The sequence below is a fragment of the Paractinoplanes bogorensis genome (assembly GCF_018829635.1).
GTDB classification, from domain to species: domain Bacteria; phylum Actinomycetota; class Actinomycetes; order Mycobacteriales; family Micromonosporaceae; genus Actinoplanes; species Actinoplanes bogorensis.
This window is the reverse complement of sequence record NZ_JAHKKG010000004.1, coordinates 532942-555870: the sequence shown is the minus strand read 5'-3', so window position 1 is coordinate 555870 and position 22929 is coordinate 532942. Positions and strand designations below refer to the sequence as shown.

At 71.3% G+C, this 22929-nt stretch carries 21 protein-coding genes; 13 read left to right on the top strand and 8 right to left on the bottom strand.

Annotation, left to right across the window (positions count from 1 at the left end; genetic code table 11):
• The first annotated feature begins 95 nt into the window (after positions 1-95).
• From KOI35_RS14375 to KOI35_RS14350, 6 genes are all read left to right on the top strand, one after another.
• Complete coding sequence (locus KOI35_RS14375) at positions 96-1076, top strand: carboxymuconolactone decarboxylase family protein (protein ID WP_215787502.1); 981 nt, start codon at positions 96-98, stop codon at positions 1074-1076.
• A 9-nt stretch (positions 1077-1085) separates the two neighbouring features.
• Positions 1086-1541: a DUF6220 domain-containing protein gene (locus tag KOI35_RS14370; RefSeq protein WP_246613058.1), complete on the top strand. Its 456-nt coding sequence runs from the start codon at positions 1086-1088 to the stop codon at positions 1539-1541.
• A complete protein-coding gene (locus tag KOI35_RS14365; RefSeq protein ID WP_215787501.1) occupies positions 1538-3370 on the top strand; it encodes a multicopper oxidase family protein in 1833 nt (610 codons plus the stop codon). Before KOI35_RS14370 ends, KOI35_RS14365 begins: the two co-directional genes overlap by 4 nt.
• A gap of 192 nt (positions 3371-3562) precedes the next feature.
• Positions 3563-4195: a DUF899 family protein gene (locus tag KOI35_RS14360; RefSeq protein ID WP_246613057.1), complete on the top strand. Its 633-nt coding sequence runs from the start codon at positions 3563-3565 to the stop codon at positions 4193-4195.
• Positions 4196-4394: 199 nt separating this feature from the next.
• Positions 4395-4667, top strand: a complete 273-nt coding sequence (locus KOI35_RS14355; protein ID WP_246613056.1) for a hypothetical protein — start codon at positions 4395-4397, stop codon at positions 4665-4667.
• A gap of 78 nt (positions 4668-4745) precedes the next feature.
• On the top strand, positions 4746-6695 hold the full coding sequence (locus KOI35_RS14350) for an acyl-CoA dehydrogenase family protein (RefSeq protein ID WP_215787499.1): 1950 nt from the start codon (positions 4746-4748) through the stop codon (positions 6693-6695).
• Positions 6696-6900: 205 nt separating this feature from the next.
• On the opposite strand, the gene KOI35_RS14345 is transcribed toward KOI35_RS14350, so the two are convergent.
• Positions 6901-7977: a M48 family metallopeptidase gene (locus KOI35_RS14345; protein ID WP_215787497.1), complete on the bottom strand. Its 1077-nt coding sequence runs from the start codon at positions 7975-7977 to the stop codon at positions 6901-6903.
• 407 nt (positions 7978-8384) lie between these two features.
• Between KOI35_RS14345 and KOI35_RS14340 the strand changes: the two genes are divergently transcribed.
• Positions 8385-9242, top strand: coding sequence for an alpha/beta fold hydrolase (locus tag KOI35_RS14340; protein ID WP_215787495.1), 858 nt, complete (start codon positions 8385-8387; stop codon positions 9240-9242).
• 339 nt (positions 9243-9581) lie between these two features.
• Here KOI35_RS14340 and KOI35_RS14335 read toward each other — a convergent pair whose 3' ends face one another.
• The 4 genes from KOI35_RS14335 to KOI35_RS14320 all read right to left on the bottom strand — a co-directional run bounded on the left by KOI35_RS14335 (position 9582) and on the right by KOI35_RS14320 (position 14379).
• Entirely contained in the window at positions 9582-10667 is a 1086-nt protein-coding gene (locus tag KOI35_RS14335) for an endo-1,4-beta-xylanase (RefSeq protein WP_215787493.1), read from the bottom strand.
• A 169-nt stretch (positions 10668-10836) separates the two neighbouring features.
• Positions 10837-11484, bottom strand: a complete 648-nt coding sequence (locus KOI35_RS14330) for a GNAT family N-acetyltransferase (RefSeq protein ID WP_215787491.1) — start codon at positions 11482-11484, stop codon at positions 10837-10839.
• Positions 11485-11619: 135 nt separating this feature from the next.
• Positions 11620-13617 (bottom strand): serine/threonine-protein kinase, encoded by a 1998-nt coding sequence (locus KOI35_RS14325; protein WP_308120970.1) that lies wholly within the window; start codon positions 13615-13617, stop codon positions 11620-11622.
• Positions 13618-13722: 105 nt separating this feature from the next.
• On the bottom strand, positions 13723-14379 hold the full coding sequence (locus KOI35_RS14320) for a TIGR03086 family metal-binding protein (RefSeq protein WP_215787489.1): 657 nt from the start codon (positions 14377-14379) through the stop codon (positions 13723-13725).
• 65 nt (positions 14380-14444) lie between these two features.
• On the opposite strand from KOI35_RS14320, the gene KOI35_RS14315 reads away from it, so the two are divergent.
• Positions 14445-15215 carry an AraC family transcriptional regulator gene (locus KOI35_RS14315; protein WP_308120969.1) on the top strand — a complete coding sequence of 257 codons (771 nt, stop codon included), beginning with the start codon at positions 14445-14447 and terminating at the stop codon, positions 15213-15215.
• Between the two features lie 65 nt (positions 15216-15280).
• A complete protein-coding gene (locus KOI35_RS14310) occupies positions 15281-15826 on the top strand; it encodes a phosphatase PAP2 family protein (RefSeq protein ID WP_308120968.1) in 546 nt (181 codons plus the stop codon).
• Between the two features lie 11 nt (positions 15827-15837).
• On the opposite strand, the gene KOI35_RS14305 is transcribed toward KOI35_RS14310, so the two are convergent.
• Together KOI35_RS14305 and KOI35_RS14300 are read right to left on the bottom strand one after the other, a co-directional pair.
• Complete coding sequence (locus tag KOI35_RS14305; RefSeq protein WP_246613055.1) at positions 15838-17004, bottom strand: RtcB family protein; 1167 nt, start codon at positions 17002-17004, stop codon at positions 15838-15840.
• 115 nt (positions 17005-17119) lie between these two features.
• Positions 17120-18160, bottom strand: coding sequence for a hypothetical protein (locus tag KOI35_RS14300; protein ID WP_215787483.1), 1041 nt, complete (start codon positions 18158-18160; stop codon positions 17120-17122).
• Between the two features lie 106 nt (positions 18161-18266).
• Here KOI35_RS14300 and KOI35_RS14295 point away from each other — a divergent pair, with 106 nt between their 5' ends.
• The 3 genes from KOI35_RS14295 to KOI35_RS14285 are packed head-to-tail and all read left to right on the top strand — an operon-like array spanning position 18267 to position 20270.
• A complete protein-coding gene (locus tag KOI35_RS14295; RefSeq protein ID WP_215787480.1) occupies positions 18267-18923 on the top strand; it encodes an HAD family hydrolase in 657 nt (218 codons plus the stop codon).
• A gap of 56 nt (positions 18924-18979) precedes the next feature.
• Positions 18980-19471, top strand: a complete 492-nt coding sequence (locus KOI35_RS14290; RefSeq protein WP_215787478.1) for a sigma factor-like helix-turn-helix DNA-binding protein — start codon at positions 18980-18982, stop codon at positions 19469-19471.
• Positions 19464-20270 carry a hypothetical protein gene (locus KOI35_RS14285; RefSeq protein WP_215787476.1) on the top strand — a complete coding sequence of 269 codons (807 nt, stop codon included), beginning with the start codon at positions 19464-19466 and terminating at the stop codon, positions 20268-20270. Before KOI35_RS14290 ends, KOI35_RS14285 begins: the two co-directional genes overlap by 8 nt.
• A 4-nt stretch (positions 20271-20274) precedes the next feature.
• Here KOI35_RS14285 and KOI35_RS14280 read toward each other — a convergent pair whose 3' ends face one another.
• Entirely contained in the window at positions 20275-21333 is a 1059-nt protein-coding gene (locus tag KOI35_RS14280; RefSeq protein WP_215787474.1) for a PQQ-dependent sugar dehydrogenase, read from the bottom strand.
• Between the two features lie 126 nt (positions 21334-21459).
• Here KOI35_RS14280 and dacB point away from each other — a divergent pair, with 126 nt between their 5' ends.
• Positions 21460-22923, top strand: a complete 1464-nt coding sequence (dacB, locus tag KOI35_RS14275; protein WP_215787472.1) for a D-alanyl-D-alanine carboxypeptidase/D-alanyl-D-alanine endopeptidase — start codon at positions 21460-21462, stop codon at positions 22921-22923.
• Positions 22924-22929 lie beyond the last annotated feature (6 nt).

The following is a 22929-nucleotide window of genomic DNA, read 5'->3' as shown; positions in this document are numbered from 1 at the left end:
TAGTTGTGGCGTACTGCGCACGCAGTACCGGGCCGTGCGCAACTGCCTGCGGCGGCCGGACGCTTTCGCTCATACCCGGGCCGAGCATCGGATCCATGACCTACCGACTGTTCGACCCTCCACAAGCGACCGGTCTGGCCGCGCTCGTGCAGCGGCAGTTGCGCGAGGACTTCCTCGGACCGGTGCCCACTTTCCGGGCGCTCTCCCCCGCCCCGGACGTCATGGCCGCGAGCTGGGCGCTGATGCGCGAATCGCTGCTCGCCGGTGACGCCGGCCGCGTCGAACGCGAGATCGTCGCGGCCGCCATCTCCCGGGCCAATCGCTGCCGGTTCTGCCTCGACGCGCACCTCACGATGCTGCACGGCCTCGGCGAACACGATCTGGCCGAGACCCTGGCCCGCGACGACCCGCCTCTCCGGCCACGGCACGCCACGCTGGCCCGCTGGGCCGCGGCCAGTCGCACCCCGCGGGCCTCGGCCTGGACCGGCCCGTACGGTCCGCCGCTGACCGGCACGTTGCTCGCCTTCCACTTCATCAACCGGATGGTCTCGGCGCTGCTCGGTCCCGACCTGCTGCCCGGTGGGATCCAGCGCTACGCGACCGTGCGGTCCACCGGCGGCCGGTTGGTCGCCCGGACCGCCCGCGCCGCCCCGGAACCGGGCCGCAGCCTGCCCCTGCTGCCCGCGCCGGTGAGTCCGCCCCCGGCCTGGTCCTTGTCCACGCCGATCGGCGTCGCCTACGAGGCGTTGCGCGGCGCGGCCTCGCTCGGCGGTGAGTCGCTGAGCGAAGCCGGTCGCGAGACCGTCGCGGCCACCGTCCGGTGGGAGGACGGGCGGCACCCGGCCCGGCCCGCGGAATGGGCCGCCGACCTGGTCCGGGACCTCCCGGCGGCCGAGCGGGTGGGGACGCGGATCGCCCTGCTGGCCGCGTTCGCACCGGCCGCGATCAGCCGTGGCGACGCCGGACTGTGGCAACTCTCCCGTCCGGGCCCGGCCGATCTGGTCCGCCTCATCGCGTACGGCGCCTTCACCGCCACCGACCACGTCGCCCGGGCGCTCGCCCCGGCTCACCGATAGGACGCTGTCATGCGCAGAGCCTTCGTCATCGTCAGCACCGTGCTGCTCGTCGTGTTCGCCCTGCAGTTCGTGTTCGCGGCGGTGGGCGCTTTCACCAGACCCCAGGGCGACAGCTCGTACGCCCTGCACAGCCTCACCGGAATGGCCGTCATCCCGGCCCTGTGCATCCTGACGACACTGTCCGCCGTGCTGGCCAAGGCGCCGGGCCGGCTGATCGCGATGACTCTCCTGCCGCTGGGCCTCACCCTGGTGCAGGCGTTGCTCGCCGCGCTCAGTGGAGCGTTCACCGACGCGGCCGGCGGGAGCACCACAGTGGGCCTGATCGTCGGCGGCCTGCACGCCGTCAACGGCATCATCGCCGTCCACGTCGTGGTCGGCATCGTGCGCGCGGCGAGCAGATTCGCGCAGCCGGCGACCGCTTCCATCACTCCGAAAAGCTCGAGCACCGTTGGTGGGGCCGCGTGAGTGCCGGGTCTCTGATCGCGGCCGATCTTGTGGTGGCGGTCCTGGTCAGCGCTGGATGGCTCGGGGCAGGAGGAGCGGCCGCGGCCGGACGGGGGCGGGTCGCTCTCGGGCTGGGGCTGTTCGCGTTGCTCGCCACGGTTGTCCGCGCGGTCACGGTGGTGGCGCTGGCCCGGGCGGGCTGGTGGTTCGCGGCGGAGAAAGTGCTCATCGCCGGGCCGTTCGCGGTCGCCGGAGTCGCCGTCGCCGCGCCCTCGCTGGTCCGACGTCGAGCGGCGGCGGTTCCGTTGTTGTTCGCGGGTTATACGTCGATCGCCGGACTGCTCGTTTCGCTCCTGCACGGCTATCCGGTATCGGTGGGTGCGGGGCTGCTCGCGGCCGCCGGCGTCTTGGCCGCCACGGTCGCGACATGGCGATTCGTCGGTCCGCGGCCCTCGCGCCGGGTGTTCCGCGCGGCTGTCCTGGCGTCGGTCGCGGCGCTGGTGGCCGGAACCGGGTTCGCCGTCTCGCCGGGTTCACCCTCGGGCGCCGGTCACGCGCACATCGCTCCCTCGGGCGCCGGTCACGCGCACATCGCTCCCTCGGGCGCCGGTCACGCGCACACCGCTCCCTCGGGCGCCGGTCACGCGCACACCGCTCCCCCGGCGTCCGTCGGCCGAGGAACGGCGACCGTCGTGGGCAAGCCGGCCAGACGGTTCACGCTCACCGCCGCGACGGCCACCGTGAACGTCAACGGCCGAAACGTGCAGGCATGGACATTCAACGGACAGGTTCCGGGCCCGGAGATCTCGGCCACGGTCGGCGACGTGATCGAGGTGACGCTGCGCAACAAGGACATCGACCGGGGCGTGACCCTGCACTGGCACGGCTACGACGTGCCGAACGACCAGGACGGAGTGCCGGGCGTGACCCAGGAGGCGGTGCTCCCGGGGCACGAGTTCGTCTACCGCTTCCGCGCCGACCAGCCCGGAACCTACTGGTACCACACGCATTCCGCCTCCGACATCGGCGTGCGGAAGGGCCTCTACGGCGTGCTGCTCGTCCACCCCGCCACCTCCGAGGTCGACAGCGACGTGGTCGTGCCGGTGCACACGCTGGACGGGGTGGTGTTGCCGGCGCCGGAGGAGGCGGCGGTTCCGGCGGGGACGCCGGTGCGGCTGCGGCTGATCAACACGGACAGCACGACGCATCGGTACGCACCGGGCGGCAGCTATCGCGTCGCGGCCATCGACGGGCGGGAGCTGCGTGATCCGCCGACGGTGTCCGGGACGGCGCTGCTGATTCCGGCCGGCGGTCGGTACGACGTGGTCATGACGGCGCCGGCCGCGCTCACCGTGGACGGGCGGCTGCTCTGGTCGGCCGGTGGCGCGACGGCCGCTCCGGACGGGTGGCCGGTGCTCGATCCGCTCACCTACGGACAATCGGCGCCGGGGCCGTTCGCGCGTTTCGACCGTACGTTCACTCTGGTGCTCGATCGTGGACTGGATCTGCGCGGGTTGCTGCCCCGTTATGCGCACACGGTCAACGGCGCGGCCGATCCGGACATCCCCGTGCAGTCGGTCCGGCTCGGGGATGTCGTCCGGTTCAGGATCGTCAACCGGTCGCTCGTCGTGCATCCGTGGCATCTGCACGGCTATCACGTGCTGGTGCTGTCACGGAACGGCCGGCCCGCGACGGGGAGTCCGCTGTGGCTGGACTCGTTCGATGTGCGGCCGGGCGAGGTGTGGGAGGTGGCGTTTCAAGCGGACAATCCGGGGATGTGGGCCAACCACTGTCACAACCTGCCCCACGCCGACGCGGGGATGATGCTGCACCTGATGGTTTCGGGCTGACCCCGCGCCGGTACCTCGCCTACCGCGTCGAGCCGGCCGAACCACCCGTGGGCGCGTCGGGCGTTTCGCGCGGGCGTCGGCGTTTCGCGCGGGCATCGGGCGTTCGCGCGGGCGCCTGGCGTTTCGTGCGGGCACCTGGCGCTTCGTGGGGGCGTCGGGCGTTTCGTGCGGGCGTACGGCGGGAAGGGGTCGATGATGGAGAAACCGCAGGTAGTGACGGCCGAAGAGTGGGAGCGCGAACGCGCTGAGCTGCTCGTGGCCGAGAAGAGAGCGACCCGCGAGCTCGACGCGATCGCGGCTCGGCGGCGCCGGCTGCCGATGGTCCGGTTCGCGAACGACTACGCGTTCGAGGGGCCGTCGGGGAAGCGTTCGCTGCTCGACCTGTTCGAGGGGCGCCCCGAGCTCGCCGTCTACCAGTTCATGGACAACGGTCCGGGGCACTTCTGCCCGGGTTGCACCGCGTTCACCGACAACGTGCCCGACCACGGTCTCGAGATGCTCGCCGCGAGCGGCATCAGCTGGGCCACGGTCTCGAACATGCCGATCGAGCAGATCGAAGGGTACAAGGCCGAGCGCGGGTGGACGTTGCCGTTCGTCTCGTCGCACGGCACGACGTTCGCCGACGACTGCGGCGCGGGCGGGGGCTTTCTGCTGAGCATGTTCCTGCGGGACGGCGACGAGATTTTCCGTACGTACAGCACGGGGCAGCGCGGTGTCGATCGTCTGCTGTTCTCGAACAACGTTCGAGACCTCAGTGCGTACGGGCGGCAGGAGGACTGGGAGGACTCCCCCGGCGGTTGGCCGCAGCACCCGACCTACGGCTGACGCAGGGCCGTCACCGTGAGTCACGCTCCACGTGCGTCGGGCCCTTGATCCGTGGCCGCGAGTCACCGCGCCGTTGCGGCGGGTTCGGCTCGCGGCCGCGCAGCAGAAATTGTCGTACCCCGGGGCTAACTTGGCGATGAGTTCCCGAGGGGACTCCGGTCCTACCTACGGAGAGTGTCAGTTGAAGGAGGAGATCCCCATGACCGCCATCGCCCCGATGTTGACCGTTGCCCGCGCGGAAGCGCTGTTCACAAGCCCTCTGGCGACCGGAAGCCACCCGTCGCACGCCACCGCCGAGCAGGCCATCCGTCACGCGGTGCGCACGCACGGCGGCGTCCGAGGGTGCGCCGCCGACGTCGCCGGTGAGTACGGCGACCACCCCGAGTGCGCCGCTCCCCGCATGCGCTGGGCCCGCCATGTCGTCGACGAGTTGTACGACGCCGGTCGGCCACGCTGGGTCCTCGCCGGCTGACGTGGCGTGCTTCACCGGTTGATCGCGCGCGGGCCGGGGTAAAGTTGCTACTCACCAGTAACAAGTGGTGGAGGCGACATGCTCAGCTCGCGACTGCAAGAGGTTCTCGACGGCCGGTGGGCGCATGTGCGGAAAGCCGCGCGCTCCGAGCTGACCGGCGACGAGTTCGTCACGGTCTTCGGCGAGACGATCGACGAGGCCCGCGAACGCGTCACCCGGCAACTGCGCCGGCTGCCGGCCGACCCGGGCGTCGCGGCCGGCTTCCCGATCGAGTACGGCGGCCAGGCCGACCCCGGTGGTTCGGTGGTCGCGGCCGAGATGCTCGCCCAGATCGACCTGTCGCTGATGGTCAAGGCGGGCGTGCAGTGGGGCCTGTTCGGCGGGGCGGTGGTCGCGCTCGGCACGAAATACCATCACGACCGCTACCTGCGCGACATCATCTCGGCCGATCTGCTCGGCTGCTTCGCGATGACCGAGACGGGGCACGGCTCCGACGTGCAGCAACTGCGGACGACCTGCACCTACGACCCGGCGACGCAGACATTCGACCTGCACACCCCGCACGACGCGGCGCGCAAGGACTACATCGGCAACGCCGCGCGCGACGGGCGCATGGCAGTCGTGTTCGCCCAGCTGATCAGCGGTGGCAAGCGCTACGGCGTGCACGCGTGGCTGGTGCCGATCCGCGACGAGGACGGTAAGCCGCTGCCGGGGGTGACGACCGGCGACGACGGGCACAAGGCGGGCCTGCTCGGCGTGGACAACGGACGGCTCTCGTTCGACCACGTGAGCGTGCCGCGCGAGATGCTGCTCGACCGGTACGGGCAGGTCGCGCCCGACGGCACGTACACGAGCTCGATCGACAACGACGTGCGCCGCTTCTTCACGATGCTCGGCACCCTGGTGCGCGGGCGCGTGGTGGTCGGCGGGTCGGCGGCGAACGCGGCCAAGAGCGCGCTGACCATCGCCGTACGGTATGGGGAATCTCGTCGTCAGTTCGGCGCGCCCGGCGAGGACCGCGAGATCGCGTTGAACGACTATCTGGCCCACCAGCGGGTGCTGACCACCAACCTGGCCACCGCGTACGCACTGCATTTCGCGCAGGACGAGCTGGTGACCGCGCTGCACGACGTGCAGACCGCGGACGGTCCGGTCGACGAGCACCGCCAGCGCGAACTGGAGTCGCGGGCGGCCGGGCTGAAAGCCGCGCAGACGTGGCACGCGACCCGCTCGATCCAGGCGGCGCGCGAGGCGTGTGGCGGGGCCGGCTATCTGGCCGAGAACAGGCTGCCGGGGCTGAAGGCCGACACCGATGTCTTCACCACGTTCGAGGGGGACAACACGGTCCTGCTCCAGCTCGTGGCGAAGGGGCTGCTGACCGGTTATCGGGACGCGTTCGGGTCGCTCGACGGGTGGGGGCGGGCCACGTTCGTCGCCGACCAGGTGCGATCGATGGTGCTCGAACGGACGGCGGCCCGCAGCCTGATCGAACGGCTCATCGACGCGGTGCCCGGCCGGGACGAGGAGGTCGCCCTGACCAACCGCGGCTGGCACCTGGCCCTGTTCGAGGATCGGGAGAAACACCTGCTCGACGGTGCGGTGCGACGGCTGCGCAAGGGCGCTTCGCTGAAGCCGGAGCGGCAGTTCGACATCTTCAACGACGTGCAGGACCACGTGCTCGAGACGGCCCGCGCGCACGTCGACCGGATCGTGCTCGAGGCTTTCGTGGCGGGCATCGACCGCACGGCCGACGACGAGGTCAAGGCGTTGCTGAGCAAGGTCTGCGACCTGTACGCCCTGAGCACCGTCGAGGCGAACAAGGGCTGGTACCTGGAGCACGGCCGGCTGACCCCGGCCCGGTCCAAGGCGGTGACCGGCATGGTCAACGACCTGCTGCGGCAGTTGCGCCCGCACATGACCACGCTGGTCGACGCGTTCGCGATCCCCGACGAGTGGCTCAACGCGGCGATCCTGCGCGAGGAGCCGGCCCGCCAGGACGTGATGGCCGCCCACGACGCCACGCTCTGACACCGAGCGGCGCGCACGTCCGTTACTACGGCTCGCGTTGCCCGGTGCCAGGTGCTCGTCAGAGCCACGCCGCTTGCCGCCCGGTGCGCGTTAGCCACGCCGCCCGGCGCCCGGTGCACGCTCGCCACGCCGCCCGCCAGCGCCCGGCAGCCGATGCTGCCGGGCGCTCGTCGTCCTGCGCCGGCCGGTTGCGCCCGGCCGGAGGTCAGGCGCCGTTGCCGTTGGTGCCGCCGTCGCTGTTGCCGCCGTCGCCGCGGCCACGGGCCCAGTCGCGGGCTCCGCGTGCGGCCGAGCCGACCAGGTCGGCCGCACCGCCGGCGGCGCGCCGGGCGAACGTGACCAGCGGGTCAGGCGTGTCACGCAGCGTGTCGCGGTAGCTGGCGGCCGCGTCCTTGATGTCGGCGGTGACCGAGGCGTCGCGGTCGTCGTCGCGACGCGGGTAGTCGCCGCCGAGGATGCGGGCGTAGTCGCCGGAGTCGACCCATTTCTGCAGCTCGGAGGCGCGCGCCACCGGGACCGGCTCGTTGTTGAACGCGGTCATGCCGATCTTGTGGATGCTGTCGCGGATGTCGCCGCCGCCCTCGTACTCCGCTGCCTGCTCGAGGAACGCCACGGTGTCGATCTGCGACAGGTCGCCGCCACCGGCCAGTTTCATGAACAGGCGCAGCGACGCCGCCGGATCCTGCGCGGCGAGCAGACCGGCTCGGTCGGCCGACAGCTCGGCTTTGCGCCACCACTCGTACATCGCCGCGATGATCGCGCGCATCGCGATGACGCCCACCGGCACCCAGCTGATGTTGGTCACCCAGCGGGTCAGGATCGTCATGATCGTCTGGTAGACCGCGTGACCGCTGCGGACATGGCCGATCTCGCGGCCGAGCAGGGTGCGCAGTTCCTCGTCGTCCAGCTTCTCGACGGCCGCCGTGCTGATCACGATGAACGGGCGGTCCATGCCGATCGACTTGCTGGTGATGACCGGCTGCTGGCTGACGTAGAGCTCGGGCCGCTCGGCGACGTCGAGCGCGTCGGCCGCCTCGGCGAACAGGCCGTGCACCCGCGGGTACTGCCGGTGGTCGACCCGGATGGCCCCGGCCAGGTAGGACAGGCGGAACCCCCGCTCGTTCCACATGCCGAACAGGCCGCGCACCACGTCGTCGAAGCCGCGCAGCTCGCGCAACGCCGTCAGCGCGCCCCGGTCGGCGGGATGCTCCCACGCCCGCGAGCTGATGCCGGTCAGTGCGACTCGCTGCCGTGCCGGCCGGTTGTCGTCCTCGATTGTCATCGTGACCCTCCCGTGGTCGGTTCCGGGATAGAGAATCGCGGAACCGGCATGATCCTCGCATCGACCCCGGGCGGGAAACTGTCCCGTCCGGCTCCGACTTTCGGCCGATGCCGCGAAGCCGATGCCGATGCCGACCCCGCGAAGCCGAAGCCGCGAAGCCGAAGCCGATGCCGACCCCTCGAAGCCGATGCCGGGAAGCCGAAGCCGATGCCGACCCCTCGAAGCCGATGCCGGGAAGAGTAGCCGCGGCTCCGGCGGCAGGCCCAGTACTTAAGTTCCGGTTTCCGGCAGTACCGAAGGCTCTGTCGGGCCGGCCGCCGCCGGGTGAGAATTTTTCCGTCGCAGCCGATGAGTCCGGACGGCGAGGCGAGTCCTACCGGCAAGACTTGAGATGAGAGGCCACTGAAGTGACTGCTGAGACGCACACGCTGACCACCGACGGCGCCGAGATCACCTATGACGTCCGCCCGGGCGACGGCCCCGTCCTGCTCCTGATCGGCTCGCCGATGGATGCGAGCGGCTTCGTCACGCTGGCGAGCCACTTCCCCGACCGCAAGATCGTCACGTACGACCCGCGCGGTGTCTCCCGCAGCAAGCTCACCGGCGGCCAGACCACGTCGACGCCCGAGCAGCACGGTGACGATCTGAGCCGCGTCATCGACGCCGTCGGCGGGGGCCCGGTCGACGTGTTCGCCAGCAGCGGCGGTGCCGTCAACGCGCTCGCGCTGGTCACGGCCCACCCCGAGCAGGTGAGCACGCTGGTCGCGCACGAGCCGCCCGTCGTGGCGGCGGTGCCCGACCATGCGAACGCGTCGGCCGCGGTGCACGCCATCTCCGACCTCTACCAGAAGTCGGGCTCGGGCCCTGCCATGGTCAAGTTCATCTCGATCGTCGGCCACCAGGGCGAGATCCCGGCCGGATGGATCGACCAGCCCGGTCCGTCGCCCGAGGATTTCGGCATGTCGTCCGACGACGACGGCTCCCGCGACGACATTCTTCTGGGTCAAAACCTCGTTTCCTGTACGCACTACGCGCCCGACTTCGCCCGCCTTCGCGAGGGTTCGACGCGCATCGTCGTCGGCGTGGGCGAGGAGTCCAAGGGCGAGCTGGCGCACCGGGCCGGGCTCGGGGTCGCGGCCGGTCTGGGCATCGAGGCGACGCCGTTCCCGAGCGGCCACGCCGGTTTCCTGGGCGGCGAGTTCGGCCAGCAGGGCGACCCCGACAACTTCGCCGCCAAGCTGCGCGAGGTGCTCGACGAGCGCTGACCGCCGAGTCGCGGGCCCGTGCCGAGCCACGCGCGGGCCGAACCGCGGGCGGGCCGAGCGGGCCGAACCGCGGGCGGGCCGAGCGGGCCGAACCGCGGGCGGGCCGAGCGGGCCGAACCGCGGGCGGGCCGAGCGGGCCGAACCGCGGGCGGGCCGAGCGGTGGCCCGCTGAGCCGCGTGTGCCCGCCCGGGCTTGAGATCGGGGGTCCGGGCGGGCACACGCAGAGGCAGCACTGCGCGAGGCACGCTCGCCAGGCCGCGAGATCGACGAGTGCCCGGCACGCGAACTCGGACCGCGCTGGGCCGCCGCGCGCCGGGAACGCGCGCGGCGGGAGGTGGTCAGCGGCGGGCGGCGGCCAGGGTGTCGCGGAGGGTGTAGTAGGCCGGCTTCTTGGTGAAGTCGTCCCACATGACCGTGGCGGCGCCCTCGGCCGGGAAGAAGACCGGGACCCAGGAGTACTTGTCGGTGAAACCCCAGATCGTGAACGAGTTGCAGCCGGCCACGGCCAGGCAGGCGTCGAGGGTGGTCTTGTAGTAGGACGCCTGGGTGGCCAGCTGCTCGGCGGTGGGTGCGCCGCCCTCGGGCAGGTCCATGCGGACGTCGAGTTCGGTGATGGCGGTCTTGAGGCCCAGGTCGTCGAAGCGCTGCAGCACGCCGGCGAGCTGGTCGGGGGCGCCGTACCGCATGCTCAGGTGGGCCTGCGAGGCGAAGCCGTGCAGCGGCACGCGGTCGGCCAGCAACTGCTTGGCGAGCGCCTCGTAGGCGTCGACCTTCACGCCGGGCCACTCGACGCCGTAGTCGTTGAGGAACAGCTGCGCCTTCGGGTCGGCCTGGTGCGCCCAGCGGAACGCGTCGGCGATGATGCCGGGGCCCAGCTCACGGATCCAGATGTTCTCGGAGCGGTACTCACCGTTCTCGTTGAAGATCTCGTTCGCCACGTCCCACTGCTGGATCTTGCCCTTGTAGCGGCCGACCACGGTGAAGATGTGGCTCTTGAGGATCTGCCGCAGTTCGGCCTTGGTGAACGTGCCCTCGTTGAGCCAGGCCGGGTTCTGGCTGTGCCACAGCAGCGTGTGGCCGCGGACGACCTGACCGTTCTGCCGGGCGAACTTCACGATCGCGTCGGCCGGGCCGAAGTTGTACTTGTTGCGTTCGGGGTGGATGAACTCCCACTTCATCTGGTTCTCGGGTGAGGCCGAGTTGAACTCCTTGGCCAGCACGCGCCGGTACGGCTTGTCGTAGGTGAACGGGTCGGGATACGGCTGGTCGAGGTGGTGGCCGCCGCCGGCCACCGCGGTGCCGATCCGCAAGTCTCGCGGAGCTACCGATCGAAGCGACTTGGCGTGCCCACCTGCTTGAACAGGCTGAATCAAAGCTGCGCTCGTGGCGAGGACGGTCACCACGGCGAGAACGGTTCTCTTCACTGCCGACTCCTTCGGGGTACGGGGTCGCGGGCGGCGAAACGGTGGACTTCGCACGCCCGCAACTTCCGGAGGTTCCCCGTAAGTTATTGGCAGACAGAGGGGCCCGTCAATGTCCACTTTCCCGGGCGACGCGCCGGGCGACATAGCGGGCAGGTGAGCGGGCGATATCTCAGGTGGCGTCCCGGGCGAACTCCCGGACGACCGTCACCTCGGTCTCCCCCGGCGCGGCCGGCACGTGCCCCTCACGGCGCACCTCGGCGAAACCGGCCTTGATCGCGACCGCCGCCGACGCCTTGTTCGCCACGTCGTGCTTGATCGCGACCCGCTCGATGCCATCCAGCGTCAGGGCCATCCGCGTCAGAGCCCGGACCGCCGCCGTCATGAAACCCCTTCCCGCGTACGGACTCCGCGTCCAGTACCCGATCTCGAGCACCCCGGGTCCCATCCGCGTCATGAGACCGATCGACCCGACCAGTTCGCCGACCGAGGTGAAGATCGCGTAGTTGAACTGATCCCCCTCGTCCCAGCCCTCCCGCGACCTTGTGAGGTAGTCGTGCATGTCGTCGAGGTTGTAGGCGTCGGTGGCCCAGGGCAGGAACTCCCGCAGCTCGGGCAGCGACTCGCGGATGGCGGCCAGGGTCTCCGGGGCCCACGCGAGCTCCCAGCGCTTGAGCACCAGCTCGCCCGCGTTGACCATCTCCGGAGGCGACAGCGGCGACGGCGACGACGGCGACACCGACGAGGGCGGCGACACCGACGAGGGCGGAGAAAGCGGCGAGGGTGACGACAGCGGCGACGGCGGCGGTTCGAATGACATGCCGAAGAGACTGGCCGCCGAGTCACCGCCCGCGCAAACCGATTCCGCCGCCGAGGACGGCCAAGACAGAGTCGGCGAGGCCTGTTTCAGAACTGAGGCGGGCTGCGGAGGCCCACCCTATCTAGGAAACAGGCCTCAGTCGGATTCCAGGTTGATGCGGGCCACCGTGGTCACCTGGCCGGCCTTGATCGTTACCAGGGACGGCCGGGGCGACGGCTCGGACGTGACCGTGACGTAGGTCTTGAACGGGACCGCGCACGTGCCCGCATGGGTGCTTTCGTCGAAACATTTCGCCGGGTCGTGGCGGTAGTCGAGGTAGCGCGGCTTGGCGGCGATCGGCAGGCTCACCCGGGTACCGCTGGCGATCGGCACCAGCGTCTTGTCGCACTGGGGCGACGTGGCCGGCAGGGTGAAGCGACGGCAGTACTCGGCCCCGGTCACATATTCGGTCGGCTCGAGGATGGCGACCTTCCCCAGGTCGTACAGCATGTGCATGCCCGCCGTGAGCTGCGCGTCGCCGGTCATGAACGGGGGCACGTCCGTGCCGTCGCCCGATCTCAGCTGGGCGTCGGTGAACGTGACGACGGCCCGCCCGCCCGCGGCCACCGCCCCGAGCAGCACCCGGCCGCTGGTCAGCGACGATTCGGTGAGCGGCCCCCGGACCGCCTCCTGCCCGTCGACCGACAGCGTGGCCTGCTGGTCGTCGGCGACCAGCCGCAGCTGGTGGGCGGCGCCGGTGGAGGTCGTCCGCTTCGCCGCGGCGATCACTGTCTCGCGGCCGTCGATCGAGCTGGTCAGCTCGACCTGGTCGGTGCAGACCCGGGCCCGGTAGCCGTCCGCGTACTCGTCCTTGTCGCCCGGCGTCACCCGGAACCACATCGCCGCGCAGGACCGGGCGTCGGCCAGGGTGGCCCGGACGGCGATGCTCTGGGCGGACGGGAACACGGTGTCGGTGTAGTTGCCGCACATCGAGAACTCCGACGCCACCACGCGCAGGCCGTTGCGATACGTGCAGGCGGCGGTCTTCGAGAAGAGCGACTCGGTGGTCAACGGATCGAAGAGGCTCGGCCCGGTCGCGGCCGACGACGTGGGCACGACCGACGGGACCGCGGCCACCGGTTCGCCGCCGCCAAGCGACCGGAACCCGACGCCCACCGCGGCCGCGACGACCGTGGCGGCGGCCACCGCGATCAGGGTGGCCCGGCGCCGGGGACGGCGGGACGACCCGGTCTGGTGCCGGCCCGAGTGCTGCGCGGCCGCCTCGGCCGATTCCCGCAACTGCGGCGGCAAAGGCGGCAAGGGCGGCCCGCTCGGCGCCCCGGTCACCAGCAGCCGCTCGAGCAGCTCCCCCGCGGTCGGCCGGTTGCGCGGCTCCTTGTCCAGCGCCGCGGTCACCAGCTCGGCCAGATACGACGGCAGGTTGTCGACCCGCGGCGGCTGGGTCAGGATCCGGGCCGCGGTCACCGCCGGGGTGTCGCCACCGAAAGGCGTTCGACCGTTTCCCGCGTACGCCACCACGGCGCCCCAGGCGAAAACGTCCACCGCCGGGGTCAGCCGGTCTTCACTGCCGGGATCGAGTCGCTCGGGCGCCATGTAGGCCAGCGTCCCGACGACCTCTTCGGCCCGGGTGTGGAAACTGGTCGGCTCGAGCGGTCGCGCGATACCGAAGTCGATCACCTTGGGCTGGCCCAGCGCGAACAGCACGTTGCGCGGTTTGAGATCGCGGTGGATCACCCCGGCGCCGTGGATCGCGGCCAGCGCGGTGGCCACGCCGACCGCGACGCCGTGGAGGCTGCCCCCGGTCAGCGGCCCGTTCTCGGCGACGACCTCGCTCAGCGTCGGCCCGTCGACGTACTCGACGACCAGGTAGGGCGTGTCGTGGTCGGGGTCGGCGTCGAGCACCTCGGCCGTGCAGAACGGCGGCACCTGCCGGGCCCGGCTCACCTCGCTGCGGAAACGGGCCCGGAAGTGTTCCTCGTGCGCATACTCGGGCCGGATGACCTTGACCGCGACGAGCCGCCCGCCGGGGGCCTCGGCCAGGAACACCGAGCCCATGCCACCCTCACCGAGCCGGGACACCAGACGGTAGGGGCCGACGTAGGGCGGGTCGGTCGTCTGCAAGCGGGAGGCCACGGGACGCCAACCTACCGCGACGACGCCGGACACGCCCGAGGCGCCGCGCCTGCTGACTCTGCGAGGGGGATCCGGCCACTCAGAGCGACGAGAGACCGCGGCCGCTCAGGATGAAGGGTCGCGGCCGCTCAACGCCAGAGCACGGTCGAGATCCGAAGCATCCCCGGCGGCGGGCACGGCGGCGGCGAAGATGCCCATGGCCCGCCCCTGTTCGCTCATGGTGGTCATGAACCGCAGCGTCATCGCCGCGACATCGTCATCGACCGCGAACGAGGAAGCCGGCGACCCGGCCGGTGACGAGCCCGCCGACGGGGAGCCGGTGGCGCGGGCGAGGTCCCAGCCGTGGATCACCACATCGCTGACCAGCATCGCGACCGCCATGTCAGCCGGCATCGGCATCCCTCCCATCGGCACGGGGCGAGTCCAGGCCTCGGGCGCGTCCCAGGCCGAGGCCGCACCCTGGAAAACCCGAGCGGAATCCGGAAACGCGGAAGAAGGCAGCGCGGAAGAAGGCAGCGCAGACTCAGGCCGCGCGGACACAGGCACCGCGGCGGCCGCGGTCGAGGTCCAGTGCGTGTCCGGGATCGGTGCGCCGTGCCCGGCCAGCTCGAGCGCCTCGACCACCAGGAGCAGGTGGTTGGTCAGCGCCCGCACATCCCACTCGCGGCACGGTGTCGGCCGGTCCAGCTGGCCGGCCCCGACCCGCTGCACCACCGTGGACGTCGCGGCCAGCGCCCGGACCATGATGTCGTGAAGTTCCATGCGGGCAGCCTAGGAACGACCCTCACCAGCGCGATTGAAGAAACGCGACTTGTTAGGCTCCCCGTGTGCCGGCGATCCTCAACCCGGGCCAGGGCCGGCGGAAGTTCCAGTTCAGCTCGCCGGCCGCGCACGAGGCGCTGCGACCCTTTGTCGAGCACTACTGGATCGTCTCGTGGGATCTGCGCGGCCAGGACCCGTACGAGCAGAAGGTCTTGCCCTATCCCGCGGTCAACGTCACCTTCAAGCCGGGGCGCTGCCGGGTCGCCGGGGTGGTGACCGGGCCGTTCCACGAGGTCCTCGAGGGTGCCGGACGCGTCTTCGGGGTGCGCTTCCGGCCGGCCGGGTTCCGCCCGTTCCTGGGCGCGCCCGTCGCCACCGTCACCGGCCGCTACCTGCCGGTCGAGGACGTTTTCGGCGACGGGCTGGCCGAGCGCATCCTGGCCGCGGACGACGCTGACGCCGTACGGGAAATGGACGCTTTTCTGCGCACGCGGGCGCCTGACCGTCCGACTCCCGCCGCCGAACTGGCCGAGGCCGTCGTCGCGCAGGCCGGCAAAGACACGAGGATCACGCGCGTCGACGACCTGGCCCGCGAGTTCGCGATCGGCGTGCGGCAGCTCCAGCGCGTGTTCTCCGACCACGTCGGTGTCAGCCCGAAATGGGTGATCCGGCGCGCCCGGCTGCACGAGGCGTCCGACCGCATCTCGGCCGGCACCCCGGTCGACCTGGGCGAACTCGCGGCCGAGCTCGGCTACAGCGACCAGGCCCACCTGACCCGCGACTTCACCGCCATGGTCGGCGTGCCGCCGGCGTCCTACCGGAAGGCGCAGGTGTGAGGACCGGGACCGCGACGGCGGGACAAAGAGCTGCGGGACAGAGGACAGCCCGCGTAATCACCGAGGTGTTCGCGCCGGGGGTGCTGGTCGCCACGCTGCTGATGGTCGTCGGTTTCCACGCGGGCAGTCAGCCGGGCGTGTCGCGATGGTGGGGCGCGCCGGCCGCTTTGTTCGCCGCGGGCATTCCCATGGCGTACGTGGTGCGGGGTGTCCGCCGGGGGCGCCTCACCAGCCATCACATCCCCGAGCGGGAGCACCGCCGTGGCCCGCTGATCTTCGGCATGGTGTCGGTCGCGATCGGCACCGCCGTGCTCGTCGCGCTCGGCGCGCCCCGTGAGCTGCTGGCGCTGCTCGCGGCCGGGATCACCGGTCTGGTCGTCTTCGCGGCCGTCACCGCGTGGTGGAAGATGTCGATCCACGCCGGGGTGGCCGCCGGGACCGTAGCCGTGCTGGTGGCCGTCTACGGTCCCGTCGCGCTGATCGCCGTGCCCGTGGTCCCGTTGGTGGGCTGGTCACGGCTGGTGTTGTCGGCGCACACGCTCGCCCAGGTCGTCGCGGGCACGATCGTGGGCGCACTCATCGCCGGAACGGTGTTCCCGCTGCTGCGATAGAACGCCGGCGATCAGTCTCCCTTGACGTTGACCAGCTGACGCAGCGTGTGACGCACCTCGACCAGGTCGTCGGCGTCCTGCATGACGACGTCGATCGGCTTGTAGGCGCCCGGGATCTCGTCCAGGAACGCGTCAGTGTCCCGGTACTCGATGCCCTTCATCGCCTCACGCAGCTGGTCGCGGGTGAACGTCTTGCGCGCCTTCGACCGGGACAGCTGCCGGCCCGCGCCGTGCGGCGACGAGTTCAGCGCGAGCGGGTTGCCCTTGCCGACCACCACGTAGGACGCGTCGCCCATCGACCCCGGGATCAGACCCGGGCGGCCCTTCTCGGCGTTGATCGCACCCTTGCGCGAGAGCCACACCTTCTTGCCGAAGTGCGTCTCCTGCTCCGTGTAGTTGTGGTGGCACTGCACCCGCTCGACCTCGTGCACCGGCCCGCCTGCGAACTCGGCGAAGCAGCCGGCCACCCGGTCCATCATCTCGTCGCGGTTGGCCAGCGCGAAGTCCTGGGCCCAGCGCAGCTCCCGGATGTAGCGCCAGAACTCGTCCGTCCCCTCGGCCAGGTAGGCCAGGTCGGGGTCGGGCAGGTCGATCCACCAGCGCTTGGCCGCTTCCTGGGCCACCTTGATGTGGTGCGTGGCGATCTTGTTGCCGACGCCGCGCGACCCCGAGTGCAGGAACAGCCAGACCTGACCCTTCTCGTCCGCGGTGACCTCGATGAAGTGGTTGCCCGAGCCGAGCGTGCCCAGCTGCAGTTCCCAGTTGCCGGCATAACGGCCCGGCTCGAATCCGGCCTTGTCCGCCTTGACGGTCAGAGCTTCGATTCGCGTACGGGCGGTGTCCGTCACCGACGAGTTGTAGACGCCGGCGCTCAGCGGGACGGCATGTTCGATCGCCGTACGCAGCGTCGCCAGGCCCGGCTTCAGCTCGTCCTTGTGATACTGCGTGCGCACCGCCGCCATGCCGCAGCCGATGTCCACACCGACCGCGGCCGGGATGATCGCGCCCAGCGTCGGGATGACCGAGCCGACCGTCGCCCCCTTGCCGAGGTGCGCGTCCGGCATGAGGGCGATGTGCGGAAAGATGAACGGCAGGCGGGACGCCTTCTCGGCCTGTCCCTTGGTCTCCGTCTCGAGCAGGCTGGCCCAGTTCACCAGGCGCTCGTTGATCTTCTCCATCACGTCACTCCCTCCCGGAATCCGGCGGTCCGGTGTCCGTTTCCGGCCGCCGCTCAGCCGGCGGCCGGTCGGGAGTGAGGTTAGCCCGGCAAGATCGGGCGGCGCCTCCGATTAACTACTTCGCGGTGACGGTGACCTGCCCGCTCGTCCCGTACGCGACGGTGGTGCCGCCGGTGATCACCACGTGCAGCGGCCAGGTGCCCTTGGCGAACGTCTTCGGGATCGAGTAGGTGCCGTCGGCCTTCACCGCGCTGCTCGCGATCGTCACCCACGTGGCGCCCGACTTGCGCTGCAGGCTGGCCTTGGTGCCGGCCTTCACCGGACGGACCGTGCCGGTGACGGTGATCTGCTGGTTGGGCTTGATCGTGGTGGCGCTGGCCTTGATCGTGACCGAGAAGCGGGCCGTGACCGTGGTCGAGGCCGTGCCCGGCCAGGTGCTGAGCTCGCCGGGCGTGGTGACCCGGTAGGCGGTGATCTCGGCCGGCACGACGCTCGCGGTGGCCGTGCCGTTCACATCGGACTTGACCGTCTTGACCGGCAGCCAGGTCGGGCTGCCCTGCGCCCGCTTCTCGACCAGCACACTCTGGTTGGCACGGTAGGTCTTGATGGTGAGCGTGGCCGGCTTGCCGTAGACGACCGACGTCGGCGCGGCGGTCACCGAGACCGGGTTCGGGTTGAGTGCCGTGCCGTTCTGCCCGCTCTGGCCCTGCGTGCCGTAGGCCACGACGGAGAGCGCGTACTGGTGGGTCTGGTCGAGGCCGGTGAACCGGGCCGACCGGGCGGTGAGCGGCAGTTCCTGCGTCGCGAGGACGGGACGCGGCCCGGGCGGCGTGGGGGTCGGCGTCGGCGTGGGGCCCGGCACGACGACCACCGTGGTGTCGGTGATCGTGGCGCGGTAACCGGTGAACGAGATGCCGGACGGCGCCTGGACCTCGCTCCACTCGACGAGCGCGACGCCGCCGGGCAGCCCGGTGACCTTCATCGCGACGGCCGGGGCCGCGGGCGGCGGCATCGTCGTCAACGCCCGCACCTTGGCTGCGTCGCCGTTGGTCTCCGCCGACGACTGCGCCGCGAACACGATCATGCCGATGCCGGCCACTGTCGCCGCGCCGGTCGCGATGAGAGCACCGCGAAGCCGTCCGTTACCACGCACCATGAGTTTCCCCCGCTCAAAGCTGATGACGGCGGTACGGTACCGGACCGGCGACGCTCCTGGCCTCATCCGATCATCCGATCCCGTCCGGTTCCGGCCATACTGGGGCGTGCGTCCCGACACCCTGATCTTCGACTTCGACGGCCTGCTCATGGACACCGAGTCGACCCTCCTCGAGAGCTGGCGCTGGGAGTGGCGCCGGCACGGGCTCGACCTGCCGCTCGACGGTTTCTTCGCCGATCACGGCGGCAACGTCAACGATCAGCGTTACGCCGCCCTCGCCGCCGCCGTGGGCAAGAGCTACGACCAGACCGAGAGCCATTCCCTCCGTACGGCGTATCGCGACGTCCTGCACGAGCGGCTCGAGCCCGCACCGGGCATCCGGGAGTGGTTCGATCAGGCCGCCGAGCTGGGGCTGCGCCTGGCCGTGGCGAGCAGCTCGCCCCGGTCGTGGGTGCACGGCTACCTCGACCGGGCCGGCCTGCTCGACCGGCTCGCGGTCACCGCCTGCGGCGACGAGGTCGAGGCTCACAAACCGGATCCGGCCGTCTACCGGCTCGCCCTCGACCGGCTCGGCATCGCGCCGGAGCGCGGGCTCGCGTTCGAAGACACGCCGCACGGGGTGGCCGCGGCCCGGGCCGCCGGGCTGCGCTGCGTGGCCGTACCCAACGCGTACGTGGCGGTCGACCGGTTCACGGCGGCCGACCTCGTGCTGGCCGGTGCGGCCGATGCCCCCCTGCCGGCGATTCTCGACAAGATCTCGTGAAACCTGGCGGCCACCTGGCGGGTGTCAGTCAGTAACGACGCCGGAAAGGGGGCGCGGTGGCCGGCCATGACGGCTTCGAGGAGTTCTACGGCGGGACCCGGCATCGGCTGGTGACCTACCTGTACGCGATGACCGGGGACCGGGCCGAGGCTCAGGACGCGGCGCAGGAGGCGTACGTGCGTGCCTGGCAGCGGTGGCCGGCGGTGAGCGGGTACGACGACCCCGAGGGGTGGCTGCGAACGGTCGCCTACCGGTTGTGCCTCAACCAGTGGCGGAAGGCGCGGAACCGGCTGCGGGCGTACGGGAGACACGGGGTTGATCTTGATGTGCCCCCGCCCCACCCCGGCACGGTGGCGCTGATCGCGGCGCTCCGGCAGCTTCCGGTGGGCGAGCGGCAGGCGATCACGCTGCACCACCTGATGGACCTGCCGGTCGCCGACGTGGCCGCGCAGACCGGCGTGCCCGTCAACACGGTCAAGACCCGGCTGGCCCGGGGGCGCCGGGCGCTGGCCGGGCTGCTCGACGAGGAGGAGTACGACCATGCCTGATCCGCTGTTCCGGCGCCTGTTCGCCGAGACCGAGAACACTGCCTGGGAATCCGTCCACCGGGTGCGGTCGCGAGCCCGGCGGCGTACCTCGATCGGCATCGGGGCGGTGGGTGCCGTCGTGGCGATCGGGCTGGTCGCGGGTGGGGTCGCCATCGGTTCCGCGCCGTCCGCGCCGGTGGCCGGCCCGCCCCTGCCCGCACCGTCACCATCGTCGCCATCCTCCTCACCATCGCCGTTACCGTCCGGGGCGCCCTCGCCGCCGCCTTCCACCGCGCCGCCCCCGTCCTGGCCGCCGGCCACGCCGTCGTCGACCCCGCCCGCCGACGTCACGCCCGCGATGATGTTGCAGCCGTCGGACGTCGGCGCCGGATATGTGCCGTCCGCCGTCGGGACCGACGGTGACTGGAGCGCCGAGTTCACCCTGGGGGCGATCGGCTGCCTCGGCGGGTCGAAACCGGAGGCGGTCACCGGGCGGGTGCAGTCACTGCGCAAGGGCCCGGAGGTGTTCGTCCTGCAGGAGACGACGGTGACCACCCCGGGTGGCGCGGCCGCCTACCTCGCCGACGTGACCGACCGGGTGCGACGGTGCAAGCCGGCGCCGGGACAGTCGGTGCGGATCGCCGACACCGACTTCGCCGGGGACGAATCCGTGCTGCTCGTCTTCCACCTCGGCGCCGGCTCCGACACGAAGATCGTGCTCGCGTTCCAGGACGACCTGCTGACCGAGATCTTCGTCAAGCCGAACCCGTCGGACACGGCGATCCGGAAACTCGGCGTCCGGGCCGTGGCCCGGTTCTGACGGCTCAGGCTCCTTCCGCGGCGGCGGCGATGCGCAGAATGCGGTCGTCGCCGTCGCGGGCGTCACCGCGGCCGTCGGTGTTCGAGGTGGTCAGCCAGAGCGACCCGTCCGGGGCGACCGCGACCGTACGCAGCCGGCCGTACTCCCCCTCGAACAACGCCCGCGGCTCCCCCACGCCGTCGCCCTCGATCGGCACGCTCCACAGCCGTTCACCCCGCAGCGCGGCCGCAAAGAGCGTGTTGCCCGAGATCGCCAGCCCGGACGGCGAAGCGTCGCTGGTCGGCCAGGTGACCAGCGGGTTCGTGAAGCGGCCACCGTCGGTGTCGCCCTCGCCCTCGACCTCGGGCCAGCCGTAGTTCTTCCCCGGCTCGATCCGGTTGATCTCGTCGAGGTCGTTCTGCCCGAACTCGGTGGCGAACAACCGGTCCCGCTCGTCCCAGGCCAGCCCCTGCACGTTGCGGTGGCCCAGGCTGTAGACCGGGGAGCCGGCCGTCGGGTTGCCCGGCGCCGGTTCGCCCTCCGGGGTCAGGCGCAGGATCTTGCCGTTGGGGCTGGCCGGGTCTTGCGAGCTGCCGGTCTCCCCCGCGTCGCCGGTGCCGACGTAGAGCATGTCGTCGGGCCCGAACGCGATGCGCCCGCCGTTGTGGAACCCGGCCTTGGCGATCCCGTCGAAGATCACCTCGGGCGCGGACCCGCTCCCGAGCCGGAACCGGACGATCCGGTTGTCGTCGGCCGCGGTGAAGTACGCGTAGACCCAGTCGCCGCTGGTCGCGAGGCCGAGCAGGCCGCCCTCACCCTGGGCCGCGACACCCGGCACCTGGTACACCGGCTCGGGATCGGCACCCGGGGTGATGCGCAGGATGCGGCCGCTGTCCCGTTCGGCGATCAGCGCTTCGCCGCCGGGTTCGAAGGCCAGGCCCCACGGCACGTCGAGGCCGGTGGCGATCTCGTCGGGGCCGGTCGCCGTCGAGGTGGCAGGGGCAGGGCCCGGGTCGCCGGTGCCGCCGTCCGTGCTGCAGGCGGCGAGGGTCAGAGCCGCGATCAGGGCGGGCAGTGCTCGCACGAGAAACCTCCGTCGTCGTTACCGGCCATCGTGGTCGCCCGACCCGAAACTCGAGCGAAAGGCGTCCCGCGTACGCATGATCGACGCCCCGAGCCACGGATCAGGTTCCCGGTCGTTGATCAAGACATGTCCCGCGTACGTGTCCTCGTCGTCACCGCCGTAGCCGCGCTCAGTCTCGTGGCCGACCCCGCCGCTCATCCCGCTCATGCCGTGGGGCCGGGCGGCCTCGGGCGGGTCGTCGACGGCGTCCTGGCCGATCCGGTGCTGGCCGGGTCGCAGGTCGGGGTCGTGGTGGCCGACGCGCGTACGGGCGCGACCCTGGTCGATCGCCGCGGTGCGCGCCGCCTGCTGCCCGCGTCGAACGCCAAGCTCTTCACCTCGGCCGCGGCCCTGGCCATCCTCGGTCCCGGGCATCGGTTCGTCACCGAGGCCAGGGCTTCCGGTGTACGCCGGGGCGCCTCCCTCGCCGGAGATCTCTATCTGCGCGGCACGGGTGATCCGGCGCTCTCGCCGGGCGACCTCGACGCGATGGCCCGGGACGTGGCCGCGACCGGGCTCCGCGAGATCACCGGAAACCTGGTGGCCGACGACACCTCCTTCGACTCGCAACGGCTCGGTCTGGAATGGGCGTGGGACGACGAGACCTCCTCCTCGGCCGCGCCGATCTCGGCGTTGACGCTGGCGCCGGACGAGAACTATCTGGCCGGAACCGTCAACGTCAAGGCCGTTCCGGCGGCGGTGGACAACCGGCCGGCCCGGCTCACGCTGAGCCCGCCGAACGGGCAACTGAGGGTGGTCAACCGGACGGTCACGGCGAGTTCCGGGACGGGTATCTCGGTGACGCGTGGTCACGGCACGAATGTCCTCACCGTCACGGGCAGCGTCGCGGCTCCGGTCACCGAGGCGGTCTCGGTGCGCGATCCGGCCACGTTCACCGCGGACGTGTTCCGATCGGCGTTGCGGCGGCACGGCGTACGGGCAACGGGTCTGATCGTCGCCGGCCGGGCTGCTCCGGCCGATGCCGTGCTGCTGGCGCGCCATGCCGGACGGCCCCTGCGGGAGCTGATGGCGCCGCTGCTCAAGCAGTCGAACAACAGCATGGCGGAGCTGCTGATCAAGGCGATCGGGCACGGAACGTGGCCCGCGGGCACCGAGGCGGTCGCCGCCTATCTGGCCCGGCTCGGCGTCGACGTCACGACGTTGCGGCAGGTCGACGGGTCCGGCCTGTCCCGGCGCAACCTGGTGCCCCCGGCCGCGTTCGCCCGGTTCCTGGTCGCCGTGCGGGCCGAACCGTGGTTCCCACTGTGGTCGGCGGCCCTGCCCGTCGCCGGCGACCCGGTGCTCGGCGGGACGCTGCGTAACCGGATGCTCGGCACGCCCGCCGCCGGAACCGTGCACGCCAAGACCGGCACGCTCACCGGAGCCTCGGCCCTGTCGGGATATGTGACAGTGCCCGGTCACCGTCCGCTCGTGTTCTCGATCATCGTCAACAACCAGCTGTCACCCACGGTCACCCCGGTTCTCGACCGCCTCGCCGTCGCGCTCGCGAGTTATCCACAGGGGACGGAAACTGCCGGTCCGGCCTTGTAGGTTCTC

Coding starts and splice junctions, on each gene's coding strand:
- KOI35_RS14285 (WP_215787476.1), top strand. CDS start 19,464: ATGCCTGATCCGCTGTTCCGGCGCCTGTTCGCCGAGACCGAGAACACT.
- KOI35_RS14305 (WP_246613055.1), bottom strand. CDS start 17,004: ATGGAGAAGATCAACGAGCGCCTGGTGAACTGGGCCAGCCTGCTCGAG.
- KOI35_RS14370 (WP_246613058.1), top strand. CDS start 1,086: ATGCGCAGAGCCTTCGTCATCGTCAGCACCGTGCTGCTCGTCGTGTTC.
- dacB (WP_215787472.1), top strand. CDS start 21,460: ATGTCCCGCGTACGTGTCCTCGTCGTCACCGCCGTAGCCGCGCTCAGT.
- KOI35_RS14345 (WP_215787497.1), bottom strand. CDS start 7,977: ATGACAATCGAGGACGACAACCGGCCGGCACGGCAGCGAGTCGCACTG.
- KOI35_RS14300 (WP_215787483.1), bottom strand. CDS start 18,160: ATGGTGCGTGGTAACGGACGGCTTCGCGGTGCTCTCATCGCGACCGGC.
- KOI35_RS14350 (WP_215787499.1), top strand. CDS start 4,746: ATGCTCAGCTCGCGACTGCAAGAGGTTCTCGACGGCCGGTGGGCGCAT.
- KOI35_RS14355 (WP_246613056.1), top strand. CDS start 4,395: ATGACCGCCATCGCCCCGATGTTGACCGTTGCCCGCGCGGAAGCGCTG.
- KOI35_RS14375 (WP_215787502.1), top strand. CDS start 96: ATGACCTACCGACTGTTCGACCCTCCACAAGCGACCGGTCTGGCCGCG.
- KOI35_RS14360 (WP_246613057.1), top strand. CDS start 3,563: ATGATGGAGAAACCGCAGGTAGTGACGGCCGAAGAGTGGGAGCGCGAA.
- KOI35_RS14330 (WP_215787491.1), bottom strand. CDS start 11,484: ATGTCATTCGAACCGCCGCCGTCGCCGCTGTCGTCACCCTCGCCGCTT.
- KOI35_RS14320 (WP_215787489.1), bottom strand. CDS start 14,379: ATGGAACTTCACGACATCATGGTCCGGGCGCTGGCCGCGACGTCCACG.